This is a genomic window from Nonomuraea sp. NPDC050153, from assembly GCF_044460125.1.
GTDB lineage: Bacteria > Actinomycetota > Actinomycetes > Streptosporangiales > Streptosporangiaceae > Nonomuraea.
This window is the reverse complement of record NZ_JBITJQ010000019.1, coordinates 1-19,021: the sequence shown is the minus strand read 5'-3', so window position 1 is coordinate 19,021 and position 19,021 is coordinate 1. Positions and strand designations below refer to the sequence as shown.

Annotated in this window: 14 protein-coding genes and 2 pseudogenes; 9 read left to right on the top strand and 7 right to left on the bottom strand. The window is 70.7% G+C overall.

From position 1 onward, the window contains the following. Positions 1 to 32 precede the first annotated feature (32 nt). Positions 33 to 266, bottom strand: a complete 234-nt coding sequence (locus ACIBQ1_RS36440; RefSeq protein ID WP_397283907.1) for an EF-hand domain-containing protein — start codon at positions 264 to 266, stop codon at positions 33 to 35. Continuing rightward, on the bottom strand, positions 250 to 2,463 hold the full coding sequence (locus tag ACIBQ1_RS36435; RefSeq protein WP_397283905.1) for a xanthine dehydrogenase family protein molybdopterin-binding subunit: 2,214 nt from the start codon (positions 2,461 to 2,463) through the stop codon (positions 250 to 252). Before ACIBQ1_RS36435 ends, ACIBQ1_RS36440 begins: the two co-directional genes overlap by 17 nt. Before the next feature lie 95 nt (positions 2,464 to 2,558). Here ACIBQ1_RS36435 and ACIBQ1_RS36430 point away from each other — a divergent pair, with 95 nt between their 5' ends. From ACIBQ1_RS36430 to ACIBQ1_RS36420, 3 genes and pseudogenes are all read left to right on the top strand, one after another. Then, positions 2,559 to 4,052, top strand: coding sequence for a PucR family transcriptional regulator (locus ACIBQ1_RS36430; protein ID WP_397283903.1), 1,494 nt, complete (start codon positions 2,559 to 2,561; stop codon positions 4,050 to 4,052). 111 nt (positions 4,053 to 4,163) lie between these two features. Continuing rightward, complete coding sequence (locus ACIBQ1_RS36425) at positions 4,164 to 5,111, top strand: hypothetical protein (protein WP_397283901.1); 948 nt, start codon at positions 4,164 to 4,166, stop codon at positions 5,109 to 5,111. 29 nt (positions 5,112 to 5,140) lie between these two features. Beyond that, positions 5,141 to 5,338, top strand: a pseudogene (locus ACIBQ1_RS36420) (helix-turn-helix domain-containing protein); the annotation flags it as partial. Here the strand turns inward: ACIBQ1_RS36420 and ACIBQ1_RS36415 are convergent. Beyond that, the gene (locus tag ACIBQ1_RS36415; RefSeq protein ID WP_397283899.1) at positions 5,313 to 8,009 is read right to left on the bottom strand and encodes a BTAD domain-containing putative transcriptional regulator; all 2,697 of its coding nucleotides are present in this window, start codon (positions 8,007 to 8,009) and stop codon (positions 5,313 to 5,315) included. The pseudogene ACIBQ1_RS36420 and the gene ACIBQ1_RS36415 overlap by 26 nt on opposite strands. A gap of 293 nt (positions 8,010 to 8,302) precedes the next feature. Here ACIBQ1_RS36415 and ACIBQ1_RS36410 point away from each other — a divergent pair. Further along, positions 8,303 to 8,566 (top strand): annotated as a pseudogene (locus ACIBQ1_RS36410) (PucR family transcriptional regulator); the annotation flags it as partial. Here ACIBQ1_RS36410 and ACIBQ1_RS36405 read toward each other — a convergent pair. Continuing rightward, on the bottom strand, positions 8,541 to 11,429 hold the full coding sequence (locus ACIBQ1_RS36405) for a BTAD domain-containing putative transcriptional regulator (RefSeq protein ID WP_397283897.1): 2,889 nt from the start codon (positions 11,427 to 11,429) through the stop codon (positions 8,541 to 8,543). The pseudogene ACIBQ1_RS36410 and the gene ACIBQ1_RS36405 sit on opposite strands and share 26 nt — an antisense overlap. A 936-nt stretch (positions 11,430 to 12,365) precedes the next feature. Between ACIBQ1_RS36405 and ACIBQ1_RS36400 the strand changes: the two genes are divergently transcribed. The 4 genes from ACIBQ1_RS36400 to ACIBQ1_RS36385 all read left to right on the top strand — a co-directional run bounded on the left by ACIBQ1_RS36400 (position 12,366) and on the right by ACIBQ1_RS36385 (position 16,902). Then, positions 12,366 to 13,649, top strand: a complete 1,284-nt coding sequence (locus tag ACIBQ1_RS36400; RefSeq protein ID WP_397283895.1) for a helix-turn-helix domain-containing protein — start codon at positions 12,366 to 12,368, stop codon at positions 13,647 to 13,649. 44 nt (positions 13,650 to 13,693) lie between these two features. Then, positions 13,694 to 14,317 (top strand): copper resistance protein CopC, encoded by a 624-nt coding sequence (locus ACIBQ1_RS36395; protein WP_397283893.1) that lies wholly within the window; start codon positions 13,694 to 13,696, stop codon positions 14,315 to 14,317. Continuing rightward, positions 14,314 to 16,305, top strand: a complete 1,992-nt coding sequence (locus ACIBQ1_RS36390; protein ID WP_397283891.1) for a cytochrome c oxidase assembly protein — start codon at positions 14,314 to 14,316, stop codon at positions 16,303 to 16,305. The genes ACIBQ1_RS36395 and ACIBQ1_RS36390 overlap by 4 nt, the downstream gene beginning before the upstream one ends. 207 nt (positions 16,306 to 16,512) lie before the next feature. Further along, complete coding sequence (locus ACIBQ1_RS36385; protein WP_397283889.1) at positions 16,513 to 16,902, top strand: sensor histidine kinase; 390 nt, start codon at positions 16,513 to 16,515, stop codon at positions 16,900 to 16,902. 6 nt (positions 16,903 to 16,908) lie between these two features. Here ACIBQ1_RS36385 and map read toward each other — a convergent pair whose 3' ends face one another. Then, positions 16,909 to 17,757 (bottom strand): type I methionyl aminopeptidase, encoded by an 849-nt coding sequence (map, locus tag ACIBQ1_RS36380; RefSeq protein WP_397283887.1) that lies wholly within the window; start codon positions 17,755 to 17,757, stop codon positions 16,909 to 16,911. 32 nt (positions 17,758 to 17,789) lie between these two features. Here map and ACIBQ1_RS36375 point away from each other — a divergent pair, with 32 nt between their 5' ends. Next, the gene (locus ACIBQ1_RS36375; protein WP_397284225.1) at positions 17,790 to 17,966 is read left to right on the top strand and encodes a hypothetical protein; all 177 of its coding nucleotides are present in this window, start codon (positions 17,790 to 17,792) and stop codon (positions 17,964 to 17,966) included. On the opposite strand, the gene ACIBQ1_RS36370 is transcribed toward ACIBQ1_RS36375, so the two are convergent. Then, the gene (locus ACIBQ1_RS36370) at positions 17,963 to 18,607 is read right to left on the bottom strand and encodes a cyclase family protein (RefSeq protein ID WP_397283884.1); all 645 of its coding nucleotides are present in this window, start codon (positions 18,605 to 18,607) and stop codon (positions 17,963 to 17,965) included. The genes ACIBQ1_RS36375 and ACIBQ1_RS36370 overlap by 4 nt on opposite strands. Beyond that, a complete protein-coding gene (locus ACIBQ1_RS36365) occupies positions 18,604 to 18,855 on the bottom strand; it encodes a hypothetical protein (protein WP_397283882.1) in 252 nt (83 codons plus the stop codon). The genes ACIBQ1_RS36370 and ACIBQ1_RS36365 overlap by 4 nt, the downstream gene beginning before the upstream one ends. Between the last annotated feature and the right edge of the window lie 166 nt (positions 18,856 to 19,021).

Sequence of the window (19,021 nt, the reverse complement as noted above, 5' to 3'; positions counted from 1 at the left end):
GATGGCGCATTGCTACCCGGCAGGTGACGAGATCACGCCTTCTCGTGGCGCCCGTGACCCACGAGTCCCACGAACTCCTCGAGCCCGATCGTCCCGTCGCCGTCGTCGTCGGCCGACGTGATGAACGCCTCGATCTCGCTCTCGGACGCGCCCTGGCCGCCCAGCGCCTCGTTGGCCCGGCGGATCTCGTCGGCGGTCAGCAACCCGTCGCCGTCGGTGTCGAAGCGCCTGAACTCCGCCTCGGCCGCTTCACGAGCGCTTGCCATCGGTTACCCCCATAGTCGATCCGCTATCAAACAACGCGATATCTTCCGGCCTGATCGGAACCCGAGTCAACCGCAGTCCGGTCGCCGCGCGCACCGCGGCGGCGACGGCGGGGGTGGAGGACAGCGTCGGGGGCTCGCCGGCGCCGCGCAACCCGTACGGCGCCGCCGGATCCGGATTTTCCAGGATCTTCATCTGCATCGGCGGCATGTCGAGGATGGTGGGGATGAGGTAGTCCGTGAACGACGGGTTCAGCACCCGGCCGTCGCGGATCTGGATCTCCTCCATGAGCGCCAGCCCGAGCCCCTGCGCGGACCCGCCCTGGATCTGGCCTTCAAGCGCCTGGGGGTTCAGGACGCGGCCGACGTCCTGGACGGCCGCCAGCTCGACCACCTTGACCAGGCCCAGCTCCACGTCCACGTCCACGACGGCTCGGTGCACGCACAGGGCGAGCTGGGTGTGCGAGCTGCCCTGCCCGGTGATCGGGTCCATCGGGTACGTGGGGCGGTGCCGGTACTCGCGTGTCTCCTCGATCGGCCCGAACTTCTCCAGGGCCTCCTCCGGCGTCAGCCCGCCGAAGCGCTCGCGCACCGCCTCGCAGGCGGCCCGCACCGCCCCGCCGGTCACGTACGACTGGCGCGAGGCCGACGACGAGCCGGCCGAGCCGACGGAGGTGTCGGCGGTGGCCACGGTCACGTTCGCGATGCCCAGCTCGGTGCGGGCGATCTGGGCCTGGATCGTCACCAGGCCCTGGCCGACCTCGGCGGCGGCCGTGTGCACGGTGACGTGCGGCTCGCCGCCCACCAGCTCGGCGCGCACCCTGGCCGTGGAGAAGTCGTCGAAGCCCTCGGAGAAGCAGATGTTCTTGATGCCGACGCCGTAGCCGACGCCGCGGCGCACGGACTCGCCGTGCGTGGTCTGCGAGACGCCGCCGGGCATCGACCGCAGGTCACTGAGGGCTTCTGAAGGAAGCGGCATCGCTTCCAGGTCGCGCAGCATCTCCGCGAGCGGGGCCGGGGAGTCGATCACCTGGCCGGTGATGAGATGGGAGCCCTGGGAGACGGCGTTGCGCACGCGGATCTCCACGGGCGACAGGCCGCACGCCTCGGCCAGCCGGTCCATCTGCGACTCGTACGCGTAGCACGCCTGGACCGCGCCGAAGCCGCGCATCGCGCCGCAGGGCGGGTTGTTGGTGTAGACGCCGGTGGCGTCCACCTGGACGTTCTCCACCTCGTACGGGCCCACGCCGAGCGAGGCGGCGTTGCCGACCACGGCGGGGGAGGAGGAGCAGTACGCGCCGCCGTCCAGCAGGATGTCGGCCTTGACGTAGACCAGCTTGCCGTCGCGGGTCGCGCCGTGCTCGTAGCGCATCCGGGCCGGATGGCGGTGCACGTGGCCGAAGAACGACTCCTCCCGGCCGTACACGATCTTCACCGGCCGGTTCAGCCGCAGCGCCAGCATGCAGGCGTGCACCTGCATCGACAGGTCCTCGCGGGCGCCGAACGCGCCGCCGACGCCCGACAGCGTCAGGCGCACCTTGTCCGGGGGCAGGCCGAGGCAGGGGGCGAGCTGGTCGCGGTCCACGTGCAGCCACTGGGTGGCGATGTAGAGGTCGACGCCGCCGTCCTCGGCGGGGACCGCCAGGCCGGACTCGGGGCCGAGGAAGGCCTGGTCCTGCATGCCGACCTCGTACTCGCCGGTGACCACGACCTCGGCCTCGAACGTGTCGCCCCGCCGCACCGGCTGGTGCCGCACGAAACGCCGGGCCTTGCGGGGGTCGGTCACGGCCTCGCGGACCTCGTACTCGACCACGATGGCCGCGGCCGCCCTGCGCGCGGTCTCGGGGTGGTCGGCGGCCACCACCGCCACCGGCTCGCCCTGGTAGCGGACCTGGTCGACGGCCAGCACCGGCTGGTCCTTGTGGTCGAGGCCGTAGAACTTCTCGCCCGGCACGTCCTCGTGCGTCAGCACGGTCAGCACGCCCGGGATCCGCAGCGCGGGCCCCACGTCGATCGAGCGGATCCAGGCCGACGGGTGCGGGCTGCGCAGCGTCGCTCCCCACACCATGCCGTCCAGCCACAGGTCGGAGGCATAGGCGAACTCGCCCGTCACCTTCAACGTCGCGTCGGGCCGCCGCGCGCTCTGGCCGACCCCCTCCCTGGTGCCATGAACGGTGGTCGGGTACGCGGTCTCCGTCATCCTCCGAGTAGAGCACCGCCGCCGGGCCGCATCATATGCGCGTCGCGTGAAATCCCGGTCAGCGGTTGGCCTCAGAACCTTGTATATTCCTCCAAGTGCGCATCTCTGACCTGCTGGCCATCGAGGAACTGCGCCTGACCCTGCTCGTCGGCGACCCCTCCCACGAGTTCCACGCCGTGCACATCACCGACCTGCCCGAGCCCGGACGCTACCTGGGCGGCGGCGAGCTGGTGCTGTCGGGGCTGATGTGGTGGCACGAGCCGGGCGACTCGGCCGGGTTCGTGGCGGCGCTGGTGGAGGCCGGGGTCGCCGCGCTGGGCGCGGGGCAGGCGCGGCTGGGGCACGTCCCGGCCGACCTGGTGGCCGCGTGCGAGGCCGCCGGCCTGCCGCTGGTCGAGGTTCCGACGGAGGTGTCGTTCCGGACGCTGGCGGAGCTGGTCGTGCCGCAGCTGGCGGGCGACGTGCGCGACGCGCTCGGCCGCCACCGCAGGCTGGTCGCGGCCATCGCCGAGGGCGTGGACCTGCGCGAGCTGTTCGAGCTGACCGCCGCCGAGCTGGGCGTCACCGGCGCCGTGCTGTCCGCTTCGGGCGAGGTGATCGTGGGCGCGGCCGAGGATCCCGTACGGCTGGCGAAGGCGTACCTGACCGCGTCGCGGCTGCCCGCGCGCGTCGGCGACCACACGATCTTCGCGGTCGGGCGCGGCCATCGGGCCGCGGGCTGGGCGCTGGCCTGCGACGGCGACCTGATGGGGCGCGCCGACCTGGGCTACGAGCTGGCGTCCTGCGTCGGCCTCGAACGCAGTCGCATGGAGGAGGGCCGCCGCGTCGAGCGCCGCCTGACCGAGCAGCTGCTCGTGGCCGCGCTGGCCGAGTCCGACGCGGCCGAGCTCAACGCCAGGCTGCGGACCTGCGGGATCGACGCGGCGGAGCCGTACGCCGTCGTGAACGCCACCGCGCCCAGGCCGGGCGCCACCCGCGGCCCCGACCCCGCCGCGCTCGGCGGCCAGGTCGTGGAGGAGTTGCTCGGCCGCGAGGTCGTGGCGGCGGCGGGCGCGGACGGCGCGGTCGCCGTGGTGCCGCTGCGCGAGCGCACCACCGCCGAGCTGGCCGACCGGCTGCGCGCCGGCGCCGGGGTGCTGGCCGCCCTGCCCGACACCCGCCTGTGCGTCGGCGTGAGCGGCGCGCTGACCGGGGCCGCCGCCGTCAAGGGAGGCGTGGAGGAGGCCGGGCACGCCCGGCGGCTGGCCGAGGCCCGCGCCGGGGGCGTGGTGACCAGCGACGAGATCTACACGCACGCGCTGCTGCTGGCCACGGTGCCGGGGGACGTGCGCCGCTCGTTCACGGCCCGGCTGCTGTCGCCGCTGCTCGACTACGACCGGCGGCACCAGTCCGAGCTGGTGCGCACGCTCGGGATCTTCCTCGACTGCGCCGGTTCGTGGAACGCCTGCGCGGAGCGGCTGCACGTGCACGTGAACACGGCCCGCTACCGGATCCGCAGGATCGAGGAGCTGACCGGCAGAAACCTGTCCACGATGGCCGACCGCGTGGACTTCTTCCTCGCGCTCAGAGACACGGGCCCGCCCAGGTAAGCCGATCTTTCCGCGGGCCTTCCTGCTTGCTTTCCGGGCTGATCGCGAACCGGCGTCGGGCTGTTTGCCGAAAGCCATACGAATGCGTGATCGGATGATAACGTTGCGTGCATGCCCTCCCCCCGGCACGACGCCCTCACCCGGCTTATCCGCGACCATCTTGACCTGCCGATCCGCCTGCTGCGCGAGGTCGGCGGGATCGAACTGCCGACTGGCGGTCCGTTGTGGGTGGGGCCGGGCGACCTGCGCGACCGCATCTCCAGGGAGATGCATGCCGACACCGTCGTGTTCGCCGGCCCGCCCCAAGACCGATGGTTTTCCACCATCGTCGAGGTTGAGACCGAAATGTCCGAGCAGAAGTTGCGGCAGACCGTCGAGGCAGCCGAAATGCTGCGGCTGGAGACTCGCAAACCGGTCTACGTCATCTTCATCACGCCCGATCCCGACGCGGCGTGCTTCACCGAGCCGGTGGAGATCCAGAGTGGCTGCCTGACCATCACCATGGACCCGGTGATCGTCGGGCCCGACCGCATCCCCGTCCTGACCGACCCGACGCAAATGGCCGCGGACCTGCTGGTGGCGGCGCTGTCGGTGATGGCGCACGGCCACCTGCCGGAAGTCGCCGAGGCATTCATCAAGCTCCTCGGCGACTTGCCGGACGATGACGCGGCGTCGTTGTTTGGTTACACTATCGACATGGCCGCGCCGCAGGCCCGCCGTCTTCTGGAGGAGACCGTGACGATCTACATCCCCGAGCACAGCCCCTGGGCCCAGAACCTGTACCGCAAGGGCCAGGCCGCAGGCCGGGAAGAAGGCCGGGAAGAAGGCTGGAAAGAAGGCTGGAAAGAAGGCGGTGAACAAGGCCGCGCCATGGGAGAGGTGGCCGCTCTGTGCACCGTCCTGCGCGTCCGCGGCATCGACATTCCCCCCGCCCGGCATCGGGAGATCACCACCTGCACCGATCTTGCCCTCCTGGAGATCTGGCTGCGGCGCGCCCTCGAAGCCACGCACATCGACGACCTTTTCGACGACGATTCGGGGCCTGAACCCCGGCCATAGGAGCGTGGTGGGGGAGTCAGGCGCCAGTCGAGCTGGTGTGCGCGCTTGAGATCTTCCTCGACTGTGCTGGCTCGTGGAACGCCTGCGCGGAGCGGCTGCACGTGCACGTGAACACGGTCCGCTACCGGATCAGCAGGGTCGAGGAGCTGACCGGCAGAAACCTGTCCACGATGGCCGACCGCGTGGACTTCTTCCTGGCGCTCAGAGACACGGGCCCGCCGAGATAGCCGCCCGAGCCTCGGCCACGGCCGCCTGTTCTTCCCTCAGCCGCTGCTCCCAGGTGACGTGCCCGAATGCTCCGCCGGATGCGGCCGCCTCGGTGACGAAGGAAAATGCCCGGTTGGGGTCCTCAAGCATCCGGTACATGCGCGACAGCCCGATCAGGCAGCGTACCTTCCCGATTCGGTAACCACTCGCCGAGATCAGTTCAAGAGCACGGAGAAGGTGTGGCAGAGCCTGCTTCGGGCTTTTCAGGTCGAGGTAGGCCTCGCCGAGTGCGAGTCGGATTTGCCCTTCGTAGCCGGAGTCTCCTGCCTCCTCGGCGTCGGCCAGCGCCTCATGCAGCGCCTCGCGCGCCTTCTCCGGACCTCCCGCCCCCAGGTGGGATTCCCCCATCATCAGCAGTGCGTACCTGACCCCCACGCTCGCGCCGATGCTCCTGGCCCGTGCGAGCTGGAGCTCCGCAAACGACAGCGCCTCCTCATAGTGTTGCCCCGAGTTGTAGGTGTTGGCCAGGTTGCCCAGCGTTCGCATCTCGGCGAAGGCGTCGCCGAGCCGCCGGGCGAGCTCCAGCTCGGATCGTTGGTGCGCGACGGCCTCATCCGTGTGTCCCGTCATCTGCAGGGCGAGGGCGATGTGGCCGTGTGCGAGCAGGGCGCTGGCTTCGTCCCCGAGGCGCTCGCTCACCCGCAACGCCAGCGTGTTCAGCTCCTTCATCTCCGCCATGTGGTAGGCGCGACTCTGGTGCCAGAGGAGGCCGAACGTGAGGTTGACGCCCAGCCGGGCGATCGTGTCGTCAGGAGAGTTCAGCGCCTGCACGGCCGCGGCCGACAGGATGGCCTCCTCCTCGCGCAGCCATGCCCGCGCCTCCTCCGCGGTGCTGATCTCGTGCGAGGGCGCGTCGACCGGGGCCGATAGTTGAGTGCGGTGTGGGTCGCTGACGTGGCTGGCCAGGCGCGTGGAGGCGGCGTAGTACGACAGCGCGCGGATCAGCGCCCCGCGTGAGTCGTGGGGACGCAGCTCGCCGGCGAAGAGGCGGACGAGATCGTGCAACTGGTAGCGGCCGGGGCCGGCGCGATCGAGCAGGTGGGCGTCCACCAGCCGCTCCAGGGCCGCTTCCGCCTCGCCGGGCGTGATGCCGGCCAGCGCGCCCGCGGCCGCCGCGGTCATTTCGGGCACGTGCAGGAGCCCCAGCAGCGCCAGCGTGCGCGCGGCCAGCCGGTCCACGGGGCGCGAGCCGCGTTCGAGCGCGGTGTGGCTGCCGGCCAGACTGGAGCGGACCGCCAGGTCGCCGGCCGCGAGCTCGTGCAGCCGGGTCCGCTCGTCGTTCAGGCGGGCAGCCAGCGTGGACACGCTCCAGTCAGGGCGGCCGGCCAGGCGCGCTCCCGCGATGCGCAACGCCAGCGGGAGGCCGTCACACAGCCGGGCGAGCCTGGCCGTCTCGCCCGCGTCGGCCGAGATCCGGCTCGTGCCGGCCAGGTTGGCCAGCATCGTGGCCGAGTCCGCCTGGGACATCCTGGCGAGCTCCAGCTGGACGGCGTCCTCGCCCCAGCTCATGCTCTCCCGGCTGGTCACGAGCAGCGTGTTGCCGAGCGAGGCCGACATCAGCGACCGGATCTGCGCGAGGTCGGCGGCGTCGTCCAGCAGGACCAGCACCCGCCGGTCGTGCAGGCGGCTGCGCCACGCGGCCGCCGCCTCGTCCAGATCGGCGGGCACGGCGCTGGGCGGCGTGCCGAGCGCCCGCAGGAACCGCCCGAGCACGTCGAGCGGGGTGAGCGCGGGCAACTCGGGCGTGGCCCCCCGGCAGTTGACGTAGAGCTGTCCGTCGGGGAAGCGGTCCTTGGCCAGGTGAGCGACGTGGGCGGCGAGGGCCGACTTGCCGACGCCCGGCGGCCCGGTGATGATCACCAACGGGCTCGACGAGGTCTCGCCCCGCGGCGCGAGCCGCTCCGTCAGCCACCCTGTCTCCGCGGACCTGCCCACGAACTCCGCGAGCGGGCGGGGCAGCTGGTGTGGTGTCTCATGGGGCGTCGGCGCGCTCGGGGCGGGCGCCGCGTCGGCTCGCAGCACCATCTCGTAGCACCGGCGCAAGCCCTCGCCCGGTGACAGGCCGAGTTCCTCGGCGAGCAGGACCCTGCCCTCCTCGTAGACCTTCAGTGCCTCCGCCGGGTTGCCCGAGCGGAACAGGGCCGTCATGAGCAACTCGCGGGCCCGTTCGCGCAGCGGGTTTCGGCGGGTGAGGTCTCCCAGCTCTTCGACGATGTCCCGGTGGCGGCCCAGGCGCAGCAGGCTCTCCGCGCGCAGCTCCAGGGCGGCGAGCCGGAGCTGCTCCAGGCGATCGCGCTCCGCCTCCGCGAACGGGCCGGACAGCCCGCTCAGCGCGGTGCCGCGCCACATCCCCAGGGCCTCGTCGAGGCGGCGCACGGCCTGGAGGTCGTCGCCTGCGCGCTGGACCCGCCTGGCCTCCTCGATCCCCTCGGCGAACAGCAGCGCGTCCACCTGGGCGGGCTCCACCTGTAAGACATAGCCGGCCGGCGTTCCCGCCAGCACCCGCGACGGCTCGCGCCGCCCGCGACCGGGCTCGAAGACGCGGCGCAGGCCGGCGACATAGGTGTAGACGCTCTGCTCGGCATTGCGCGGGGCGTTCTCCCCCCAGATGCCGGCGACCAACCGATCCATGGGGACAGGGTGCGGGGCCACCGCGGCCAGGATCGACAGGGCGGTCCGCTGCCTGGCAGGTCCGAGATCGATGGGTTCTTCGGCGCCCTGACGGCGGAACTCGGCGGTCACCTCGCCGAGAAGGCGGATGAGGATTCCTTCGCTGATGCTGCCTCCTCGACTTGTCCCCGGATTCCCGTCGAGAAGGCAGCGTAGTGAAGATCGCTGTGGCGTGAGGAGAGGGGAAATGTAGACGGTGCCGCTACTGCCGAGATCAACGAATTGCGCGAATGTTGGCCACCCCGTCAGGCGGCGTGCGCCGCTCGTTCGCGAGCCGGCTGCTGTCGCCGCTGCTCGACTACGACCGGCGGCACCGGTCCGAGCTGGTGCGCACGCTCGGGATCTTCCTCGACTGCTCAGGCTGGTGGAACGTCTGCGCGGAGCGGCTGCACGTCCGCGTGAACACGGTCCGCTACCGGATCCGCAGGGTCGAGGAGCTGACCGGCAGAAACCTGTCCACGATGGCCGACCGCGTGGACTTCTTCCTGGCGCTCAGAGACACGGGCCCGCCGAGATAGCCGCCCGAGCCTCGGCCACGGCCGCCTGCTCCTCCCTCAGCCGCTGCTCCCAGCGGGGATGCCCGAGCCCGCCGCCGCCGGCGATGGCCTCGGTGACGCAGGCCAGAGCCCGGTCGAGCTCACCCAGCGTCCGAAATGCGCGTGACATCGCGATCAGGCAGCGTACGAGCCCGATCCGGTAGCCGTTCTCCATAATCAGGTCGTGGCCCGTGAGGAGATAGGACAGGGCCTGCTGCGGGTCGTCCATGTCGAGGTGGGCTTCGCCCAGCGCGGTGCGGATCTGTGCTTCGTGGCTGGCGTCTCCCGTTTTCGCAGCGTCGGCCAGAGCCTCGTGCAGCGGCTCGAGCGCCTTGTCCGGGTCCCCCATGCCCGCGAGGGCATAGCCCTTGATCATCAGCGCGTACCGCGCTCCCACGCCCGCGCCGATGCGCCTGGCCAGCGTGAGTTGACACTCTGCCCAGGGCAAGGCCTCCTCGTAGCGTTGTCCCGAGTCGAAGGCGCTGGCGAGGTTGCCCAGTGTGCACATCTCCCTGAAGGTGTCGCCGAGCCGCCTGGCGATCGTCAACTCGGCCTGGAGATGCGCCACGGCCTCATCGATGCGTGCCGTCAGGCGCAGGGCCCAGGCGATGTGGCCGTGCGCCAGCGCGGCGCTCGCCTCGTCGCCGAGCCGCTCGCTCACCCGCAGAGCGAGGGTGTTCAGCTTGTACGCCTCCGATGTGTGATACGCGCGCTCCTGATGCCGGAACAGGCCGAATGCGAGATTGATGCCGAGCCCGGCGATCGTGTCGTCGGCGGAGTTGAGGGCCTGGACCGCCGCAGCGAACAGAACCCCCTCCTCCTCGTACAACCACGTTCTCGCCTCCTCCGGGGTGACCACCGCGTGGGGGGCCGCCTCGACTGGCCACGCCGGCTGCGTACGGTGTGGGTCGCTGACCTGACTGGCCAGACGCGTAGAGGCGGCGTAGTACGACAGGACGCGGATCAGCGCCTCGCGGGCGCCCGCCGGCCGCAGCTCGCCGGCGAAGAGGCGGACAAGGTCGTGCAGTTGGTAGCGCTCACGCCCGGCGCGCTCTACCAGGTGCGCATCCACCAGCCGTTCCAGCGCCGACTCGGCCTCCGGCTTCGGGACCACGAGTAGCGCGCCGGCTACCTCAGCGGTCACTTCCGGCACGTGCAGCCGACCGAGCAGCGCCAGGGCGCGCGCGGCCAGCCGGTCCACCGGCCGTGTGCCGCGTTCGAGTGCGGCGTGGCTGGCGGCCAGGCTGGAACGGACGGCCAGGTCGCCTACGGCCAGTTCGTGCAGGCGTTGTCTCTCGTCGCTCAGGCGGGCCGTCAAGGCCGACACACTCCAGTCGGGGCGCCCGGCCAGGCGCGCTCCGGCGATGCGCAGCGCCAGTGGGAGGCCCTCGCACAGGCGTACGAGCCTGGCCGTCTCTTCCGCATCGGCCGCGACCCGCCCCACGCCGGCGAGCTTGGCCAGCATTGCGGCCGCCTCCTCCTCGGACAACCTGCCGAGCTCCAGCTGGTAGGCATCCTCGCCCCAGGTCATGCTCTCGCGGCTCGTGACCAGCAGCGCGCTGCCGACCGGAACCGCCAGCAGCGGCCGGATCTGGACCAAGTCAGCGGCGTCGTCCAGCAGCGCCAGCACCTGGCGGTCGTGCAGACGGCTGCGCCACATGGCCGCTGCCTCGTCAAGGTCGGCGGGCACGGCGTGGGAGGGCACGCCGAGCCCGCGCAAGAATCGTCCCAACACGTCGAGCGCGGTGAGCGCGGGAAGATCAGGCGTGGCGCCCCGGCAGTTCACGTAGAGTTGCCCGTCGGGGAAGCGTTCCACCATCAGGTTGGCGACATGTGCGGCCAGCGCGGACTTGCCGATGCCAGGCGGCCCCGAGACGATCAGCAGCGGCAGGGGCGGGCTGTCGTCCTTGGGTGCGAGCCGCTCCTTCAACCGCACGATTTCCGGCATCCTGCCGACGAACTCCGCCAATGAGCGGGGCAGCTGGTGTGGTGCCTGCGCGCCGGGAACCGCGCTGCCTGAGACGGGAGTCTCGACCAGCGTGCGCGGGGCAGGGGCGGCCGAGGAGGCGATCGCGTCGGCGCGTAGCACCATCTCGTGGCAGCGACGCAGGCCCTCTCCCGGCGACAGACCCAGCTCCTCGGCCAGGAGAGTCCGGCCCTGCTCGTACACCTCCAGCGCCTCCGCCCGGCGGTCCGCGCGGAGCAGGGCCGTCATGAGCAGCTCACGCATTCGCTCGCGTAGCGGGTGACGCCGGGTGAGGTCCCGGAGCTCGTCGGCGATCTCAGAGTGGATCTCAGAGTGCTGCCCCAGCCGCAGCAGGCTGTCCGCGCGGTGCTCCTGCGCCGTCAGTCGCAGGTCGTCCAGGCGGGCCCGTTCCGCCTCTGCGAACGGCCCGGACAGGCCGCTCAGCGCGGTGCCATGCCACATGGCCATGGCCTGGTCGAGCAGATGCAGCGCCTGGAGGTCGTCGCCGTCGCGCCGCGCCCGGAGGGCCTCGCTGACCTGCTCCGTGAACAGAGACCCGTCCACCTGTGCAGACGGCAGGGATAAGACATAGCCGGCCGGGGTCCCGGCCAGCAGCTGCGAGGGCTTGCGACGCCCGCGATCAGGCTCGAAGGCACGGCGCAGGCCGGCGATGTAGGTGTAGACGCTCTGCTCGGCGTTACGCGGCGCACCCTCGCCCCAGATATCGGCGACAAGCTGGTCCAACGGAACCGGACGGGCGGCGGACAAGGCGAGGATGGCGAGAACGGCCCGCTGCCTGGCGGGGCCAAGGTCGATCGACTGTGATCCGCGAGTGGCGGTCACCGCTCCCAGTAGGTGGATGAAGATCCCGTCGCTCATGCCGACCCCCTGTTGCCTCCAACCCGTGTCAACAAGGCAGCGTAACCCCCTCGCGATCCCGTAAAGCGAGGGAGACGATGTAGATCCAATATATGAGCCGGCCGCTAGGCTATCGACAGCGCCGGAAGGGAGGCCATGTTGAGGCGGCATTGCCTGCGGGGTGGATGCGGCATCGGTCAGTGGCTGGCGAATGCGCTTCTCTAGCGGTTCCGTACGCGATCGTCAATGTGGCGGCCCCGAGATCGGCCGGCACCCGCCGTCCCGTCCCGCCACGCTGGGCGGCCAGGTGGTCGAGGAATCGCCGGCCATGGGCGCCACGGGCCGCCCGCCGCGGGCAGATCGATCATGCCGCCCCGGCCCTATGCTGCTCGGCAACAAGCAGGAATTTCGCCTTCACCTGGAGAGACGAACCTGCTGCTGTCGGCCACTCTGCCGGGGGACGCGCGCCGCCCCTTCGTCAGTCGGCTGCTGTCGCCGCTGCTCGACTACGAGCGCAGGCACCAGCCGGAGCTGGTGCGCGCGCTCGGCAACTTCTCGACTGCGCCGACTCGTGGAACGCCTACGCCAAACGGCTTCACGTGCACGTGCACACGGTTCGCTAGTGGGTCCGGCGAGTGGAAGAGCTCACAGGGAGGAGCCTGTCAAGCATGGCGGACCAGGTCGACTTTTCCTCGCGCCCAGGGACACGTGGCCGCCCAGGTCGGCTCCGGACCGTGATGTCGTCGTCTGTTGCTCGGCAACAGGTCAGCAACAGGGGACGCCATCGGCTTGTATCGCTAGAGACGATTCGGCACTCACGGTCGTAGCATTACCTCCAACGGCCACAACGGCCGCAATCACGGCAACAAGTACGGACAGGGCGGCACGGATGCGCATGGGGTCTCTCCCTAGCCTGTGTGTGGTGCTCGGACGTAATAATCTCAGGGAGCGGCAGCGGTGACCACATCTGACATGGTCGGACTCCGTATTAAGACGGTCAGGCGTCAACGAGGCCTGTCTCAGGCGCAGCTCGCACACCCGGAGCTGTCGGACAGCTACGTCTCTCTGATCGAGAGCGGCAAGCGCACCCCGACTCCGGCGGTGCTCGAGCTGTTGGCTCAGAAGCTCGACTGTTCCCTCTCCTATCTGGTCAACGGTGTCACGGCCGAGCAGATGGAGGACATCGAGCTGGCACTTGGCTACGCGCGACTCGCCCTGGAGAACGGTGAGGTCTCCGAGGCTCGGGCCCGCTTCGCTGAGCTACTGACGGACAACAACCTGACAGGTCTCACCAAGCTTCGTCAAGATACGGAATTCGGGTTGGCATTGGCCACGGAGGCGGCCGGCGACCTCGATGAGGCGATCTCCATCCTCACTCGGCTGCGGAGCGAGGAAATCACGGAGGAGCGCGCGACCGAACTCGCCATCGCCCTCTGCCGGGTTTATCGCGACCGCGACAGGCTCACCGAGGCGGTCGGGGTCGGAGAGCAAATTCTGGGGGCGCACACCCGTCCGGTCTGGACGGATCTCCTCGTCGAGCTGGGCTCCACACTCCTGTCGGCCTACCTCTACCGCGGCGACTTGCTCCGCGCCAGCCAGTTCGCTGCCGAGCTGCTCAACGCCGCCGACCTGCTGGGCACGCCCCGATCGATCGTCGCCGCCTGCTGGAACGCCTCGCTGGTGGCGCAGAGCACCGGGCACGGTGAGGAGGCGCTCGGTTTTGCCGAGCGCGCACTGGCGGTGCAGTCGGAGAACGGCCACCCGCGCAATCTCGCTCGCGTGCGATCCTTCTTCGGCTCGCAGCTGATGCGGGTGCGACCCGATCAGGCGAAGGCGGCCCGTGACATCTTGGCGCGGGCCACGGGGGAGCTTACGCAGACCTCGGCGAGTGCGGTCGACCTGGGCCGAACCCAGACCGAGCTGGCCCGGGCCGAGATCGTCCTCGGCTTGGCCGCCGATGCCCTCGGTCACATCCAGGCCGGGCAGGCCGTGCTGCCGGGCAACGCCCGCGCCCTCGGCGCGGAGGCCGATCTGCTTCTCAGCCGGGCCCACGGGGCCCTGGGGAACTTCGCGGAGGCCGAGACCCACGCGCATGCCGTACGTGACCGGCTCACGCCGCTGCCCGACTCGCGGAAGGTGGCCAGCACCTGGTACGCCGCGGCCGAGAGCATAGAGATGCTGGGTGACGCCGACGGGGCCGTGGAGGCGTACCAGCGGGCGCTTGCCTGTGCGGGGCTATAGCGAGGTCCGGACCGGGCGGTGGCGTCGGTAGCCTGGGGGGTGCCATGAAGAGATCCCCGCTTGCGGCCCTCGCCGCGACTGCCGCCGCCCTGCTCGTGCTCGTGTTCGGCATGGCGGCTCCCGCGCTGGCGCACGACGCGCTCAAGAGCAGCTCCCCGGCCAAGGACGCCGAGGTCAAGAGCCTTGACGAGGTGCGGCTGGAGTTCACCGCGGGTGTGCGCCTGCCGTTCGTCATCGTGCGCGGCCCCGGCGGCGCCGAGCTGCAGAGCGGCAAGCCGCAGGCGGACGGCAAGGTGGTGACCCAGGCGGTCAAGGAGCCCGTGCCCGACGGGAAGTACACGATCGCCTACCGGGTCGTCTCGTCCGACGGGCATCCGATCGAGGGTGAGATCCCGTTCCGGGTGAAGGGGGCGAAGACGCCGTCCCCCAGCCCGTCCCCCAGCCCGACCTCCAGCGCCTCCGAGAGCGCGGCGCCGGCCGCATCGGCGCTGGCCACCTCGGCACCGGCCACGCAGCCCGCCCAGACCCCGCCCGCCACCGACCCCGCCACCGACCGGGCTTCGGCCGCGCAGCCGGTGACGTTCCCCGTCTGGCTGATCATCGTGATCGGCGCGCTCGTCGGCATCGGCATCGGTTTCCTGTTCAGCGCGCGGAAGAAGAAGCCATGAGCAAAGCGGCGCGGCTCGCGCTCGCCGGGGCGGCCGCCGCGGTCGTCGCCCTGGTCATCGGCATGATCGCCGGCGGCAGGGCGTTCCCCAGGATCATCCCCGGCCTGCCCGACTCCGGCGCGGTCGTCCGCTGGGGTCTGCCGCTGTCCAAGCTGCTCATGGATATGGCGGGCGTGGCCACCGTCGGCCTGCTGCTCATGGCCGCCGCGCTGCTGCCCAACGACAAGGGCGTGCTCGGCAGGACCGCCACCCAGTACGTCAAGGCCGCCTCGTGGGCGGCCCTCGCCTGGGCCGGGTCGGCCTTCGTCGCCATCGTGTTCAGCACCGCCGAGTCCATCGGCAGGACCGTTCCCCAGATCCTCGACCGCACCTTCCTCACCAGCTACGCCACCCAGACCACGCAGGGCGTGGCGCTCACGCTCGTGGTGCTGTTCGGGGTGGCGATCGCGCTGTTCTCCCGCGGCGCCATCACCGCGGGGGCCGCGGCGGGCCTGCTGGTCTTCGCGCTGGTGACGCTGCTGCCCGCGCCGCTCACCGGCCACACCTCCTCCTCGCCCAACCACGACCTCGCCACGTCGGCGGTGTCGCTCCACCTGCTCGCCCTCGCCCTGTGGGTGGGCGGGCTCGCCGTGCTGGCCCTCCACGCGGTCCGCAAGCAGCCGCAGCTCGAGGTGGCCGCGCGCCGGTTCTCCGACATGGCCGTGTGGTGCTACGCCGGGGTGGGGCTGTCCGGGGTGTTCAGCCTGGTCGCGCGGCTGGGTGCGGTGTCCGACCTGTGGACCACCCAGTACGGCCTGCTCGCCGTGGTCAAGATCGTGGCGTTCGTGCTGCTCGGCTACATCGGCTACTGGCACCGGCAGCGCACGCTGGCCGACCTCGGCAAGGGCAGGCCGCGCGCGTTCACCCGGCTGGCCGGCGGCGAGATGGTGCTCATGCTGGCCACCGTCGGAGTGGCCGTGGCGCTGTCGCGCACGCCGCCGCCCGAGTTCACCGTGCCCGCCGACCGGGCCTTCGAGCTGCTCGGCTTCCCCCTTCCCGCCGAGATCACGCTCGGCAACGTGTTCTCCCTGTGGTGGTTCGACCTGTTCTTCGCCACGGTCGCCGCCGTGCTGGCCGGGCTCTACGCGCTCGGCGTGCGCCGGCTGCGCAAGCGCGGCGACAAGTGGCCGTGGGGGCGCACGGCCTCCTGGTACGTCGGGATCGCGCTGCTGGTGTTCGCCACGCAGAGCGGGCTGGCCCGTTACGCCAAGGTCCTGTTCGACATCCACATGATCGAGCACATGACCCTCTCCATGGTCGTGCCGATCTTCCTCGTCCTCGGCGGGCCCGTCACGCTGGCCCTGCGCGCGCTCAAGCCCGCCACCCGGCGGGGCGACCGGGGGCCGCGGGAGTGGATCACGACGATCCTGCACAGCCGGTTCACCAAGGTCGTCACGCATCCCGCCGTCGCCACGGCCATCTTCATCGCCTCGACGTACGCGCTGTACTTCACGCCGCTCTTCGAGTCGGCCATGGAGGAGCATCTCGGGCACATCTGGATGACCCTCCACTTCCTGCTCAGCGGGTGCCTGTTCTTCTGGGTGATCATCGGGATCGACCCCGCCCCCAACCGGCTCCCGTACGTCGGGCGGCTGCTCATGCTCTTCGTCACGATGCCGTTCCACGCGTTCTTCGGGGTCGCGTTGATGATGATGGGCACGGTGATCGCCTCCGGCTGGTACGAGCAGCTGGGCCGCGCCTGGGGGCCCTCGCTGCTGCAGACGCAGCAGGACGGCGGGGCCATCGCCTGGGGCTTCGGCGAGATCCCGACGCTGATCGTGCTGCTGGCCATCGCCGTGCAGTGGTATCAGGACGACGAGCGGCAGGCGCGGCGCACCGACCGCAAGGCCGACCGCTCCGGCGCCGACTCCGAACTCGACTCCTACAACGCCTACCTCGCCCGTCTCAACCGCGCGGACAAAGGTGAGCGGCAGGTTTCCGGCGAGTAGCCGTTCGGCCATGGCCTTCTATCTTCCCACTACAAGTCTCTGTACCGCCAGGTAGCCTGTCTCGCAGGGGAGACGGGCATAACCCCATGACCAGCGTGCGTAGGCCTTGAGGGGGGACGCGCACCGCCAGGTGGGAGCGCCGGAGTGGGGACCGGCGCAGGCCCGGCGTGCCTAGGAAGGCGAGAACCATTGTCGGAAGAGACACGGATGCGCGGGGGGCAGAGCCTGGCCGAGGCTCTAGAGAGCTGTCTGGCCGCATGGTCCGAGCGCACGGGGATCGCCGTCGAGACCTGGGCGTTGCCGGCCACCGACGTGCCGTCCCAGGTCACCCGGGCCGTCATGGCGACGATGGACGAGGCCCTGTCCAACGTCGAGCTGCACAGCCGGGCGCGGACCGTGTCCATCGCCGTGACGGTCTCCAAGAGCGGGCTCCGGATGACGGTCAGCGACAACGGCCAGGGCTTTCCCGCCGCGGGGGCGGGAAGCGGGATCGCCAGGATGCGGGCGGCGTTCGCGGAGCTCGGCGGGAGCCTGTCGGTCAACAGCGTGCTCGGTGAGGGCACGACGGTGACCGGGGTGGTGCCCAAACGCGGCTGACGCGGGTCAGGGGAGGGTGAGGATCTCGCTGCCCGTCTCGGTGACCACGATCGTGTGCTCGAACTGGGCCGTGCGCTTGCGGTCCTTGGTCACCGCCGTCCACTTGTCCGGCCAGATGTCGTACTCGATGGTGCCCAGCGTCAGCATCGGCTCGATCGTGAACGTCATCCCCGGCACCAGCTCCACCCGCAGCGACGGGTCGTCGTAGTGGGGCACCATGAGCCCGGAGTGGAAGCTCGTGCCGATCCCGTGGCCGGTGAAGTCGCGGACGACGCCGTAGCCGAAGCGCTTGGCGTACGCCTCGATGACCCGGCCCACCACGTTGAGCTGCCGTCCGGGCGCGACCGCCTTGATGGCCCGCATCATCGCCTCGCGCGTGCGCTCCACCAGCAGCCGAGACTCCTCGTCGACCTCGCCCACCAGGTAGGTGGCGTCGGTGTCGCCGTGCACGCCGCCGATGTAGGCGGTGATGTCGACGTTGACGATGTCACCGTCCCGGAGCACGGTGTCGTCGGGGATGCCGTGGCAGATGACCTCGTTGATCGACGTGCACAGCGACTTGGGGTAACCCTTGTAACCGAGCGTGCTCGGGTAGGCGCCGTTGTCGATGAGGAACTCGTGGCCGACCCTGTCGAGCTCGTCGGTCGTGACGCCCGGCCGGATGTGCTTGGCGACCTCGTCGAGCGCCTGGGCGGCGATCCGGCCGGCCACCCGCATGCGCTCGATGATCTCGGGGCTCTTCACGTCGGACTCGCCGGTCTTGGGGCGCTTCTTGCCGACGTACTCCGGCCGCTCGATCTGGGCGGGGACCTTTCGCATGGGCGAAACTCGGCCGGGCTGGAGCAGTGTCGTCATGAAACATGAGTCTACGGGGCAGAATTGACCCCGTGAGCGAAGGCCAGTGGTGGTTCTGTCTCAAGCACATGCGGGTCGAGCCCGAGCAGGGCTGCCCCAACAAGGACCGGATGGGTCCCTACGCCTCCGAGCAGGAAGCGGCCGGGGCGCTGCAGCGCGCCGCCGACCGCAACAAGGCCTGGGACGAAGCCGATAACGACGACGATTAGGGCACGACCGCGTAGGCCCTGACCGGGAAGGTTCCCATGCCCGCGACCATCGGGGGCGCGGCGTGGAAGCGGAAGCCTTCCGGGGGCAGCGCCCCCAGGCCCGTCAGGTGCTCCACCAGCGGGATGCCCGCCTTCAGCAGGATCGTGTGGGCGGGCCGCTCGCCGTGCGGCGGGGTGTCGTCGATGTTGAGCGAGTCGATGCCCACCAGCGCCGCCCCCTGGTCGGCCAGCCACTGCGCCGACCCGGGCGCCAGGTAGGGGTGGCCGTGGAGGTAGGCGCCGGTGCCGAAGTGGCGGTCCCAGCCGGTGTGGATCAGCACGGCCCGTCCCCGTACGTCCAGGTCCTTGTCGATCGCCACCTCGCGGCCCGCGCCGCCCCGCACGACGAGGCCGGGCAGGTCGGCCAGCCTGCTGACCGGCACCTGCGACAGGTCGGGCCCGTCCGGATAGCGGTGGTGCGGGGTGTCGAGGTAGGTGCCGGTGTTGGCGGCGAGCGTGATCACGCCGATGTGGAACTCCGTGCCGGGCGCGTAGACCTTGCGCGAGTCCTCCCGGCTCAGATGCACCCCCAGTTTCGGGCCGGGAATGCCGGGATAGGTGACCATCCCGTCCACGATGCGGTGGCTGAGTTCGACGATCACGCGGACACTCCTACGCGGGCGAGCTTGACCAGGGCGAAGACGCCGATGCCCGCCCAGATCAGGTTGAGGCCGGCCGACGGCCAGGCGGCGCTGTAGGCGCTGCTGGCCATGAGCCCGAGCGAGCCGGCGAGGTTCATGAGCTGGTACGCCGCGCCGTCGCCGGGCAACCGGGACTGCGTGACCAGAACGTACCCGACCAGCAGCAGGGCGGCGCCCACCCAGCCGACGGCGGCGAAGAGGAGGTCCATGGCCGTCATTGTCCGGACTGACAGCCGTAAAGCACAAATAAAGAATGCTAAAGGTGCGCGTAAGCTGACCTGCATGTTGCGTCCTGGAAGCTGGTCCAGGCCTGCGGGTGAAAGTCCCGTCCGGGTAAGCATCGGAGCGCCCGGTAGCAGGCCCCGGCCCGTCATG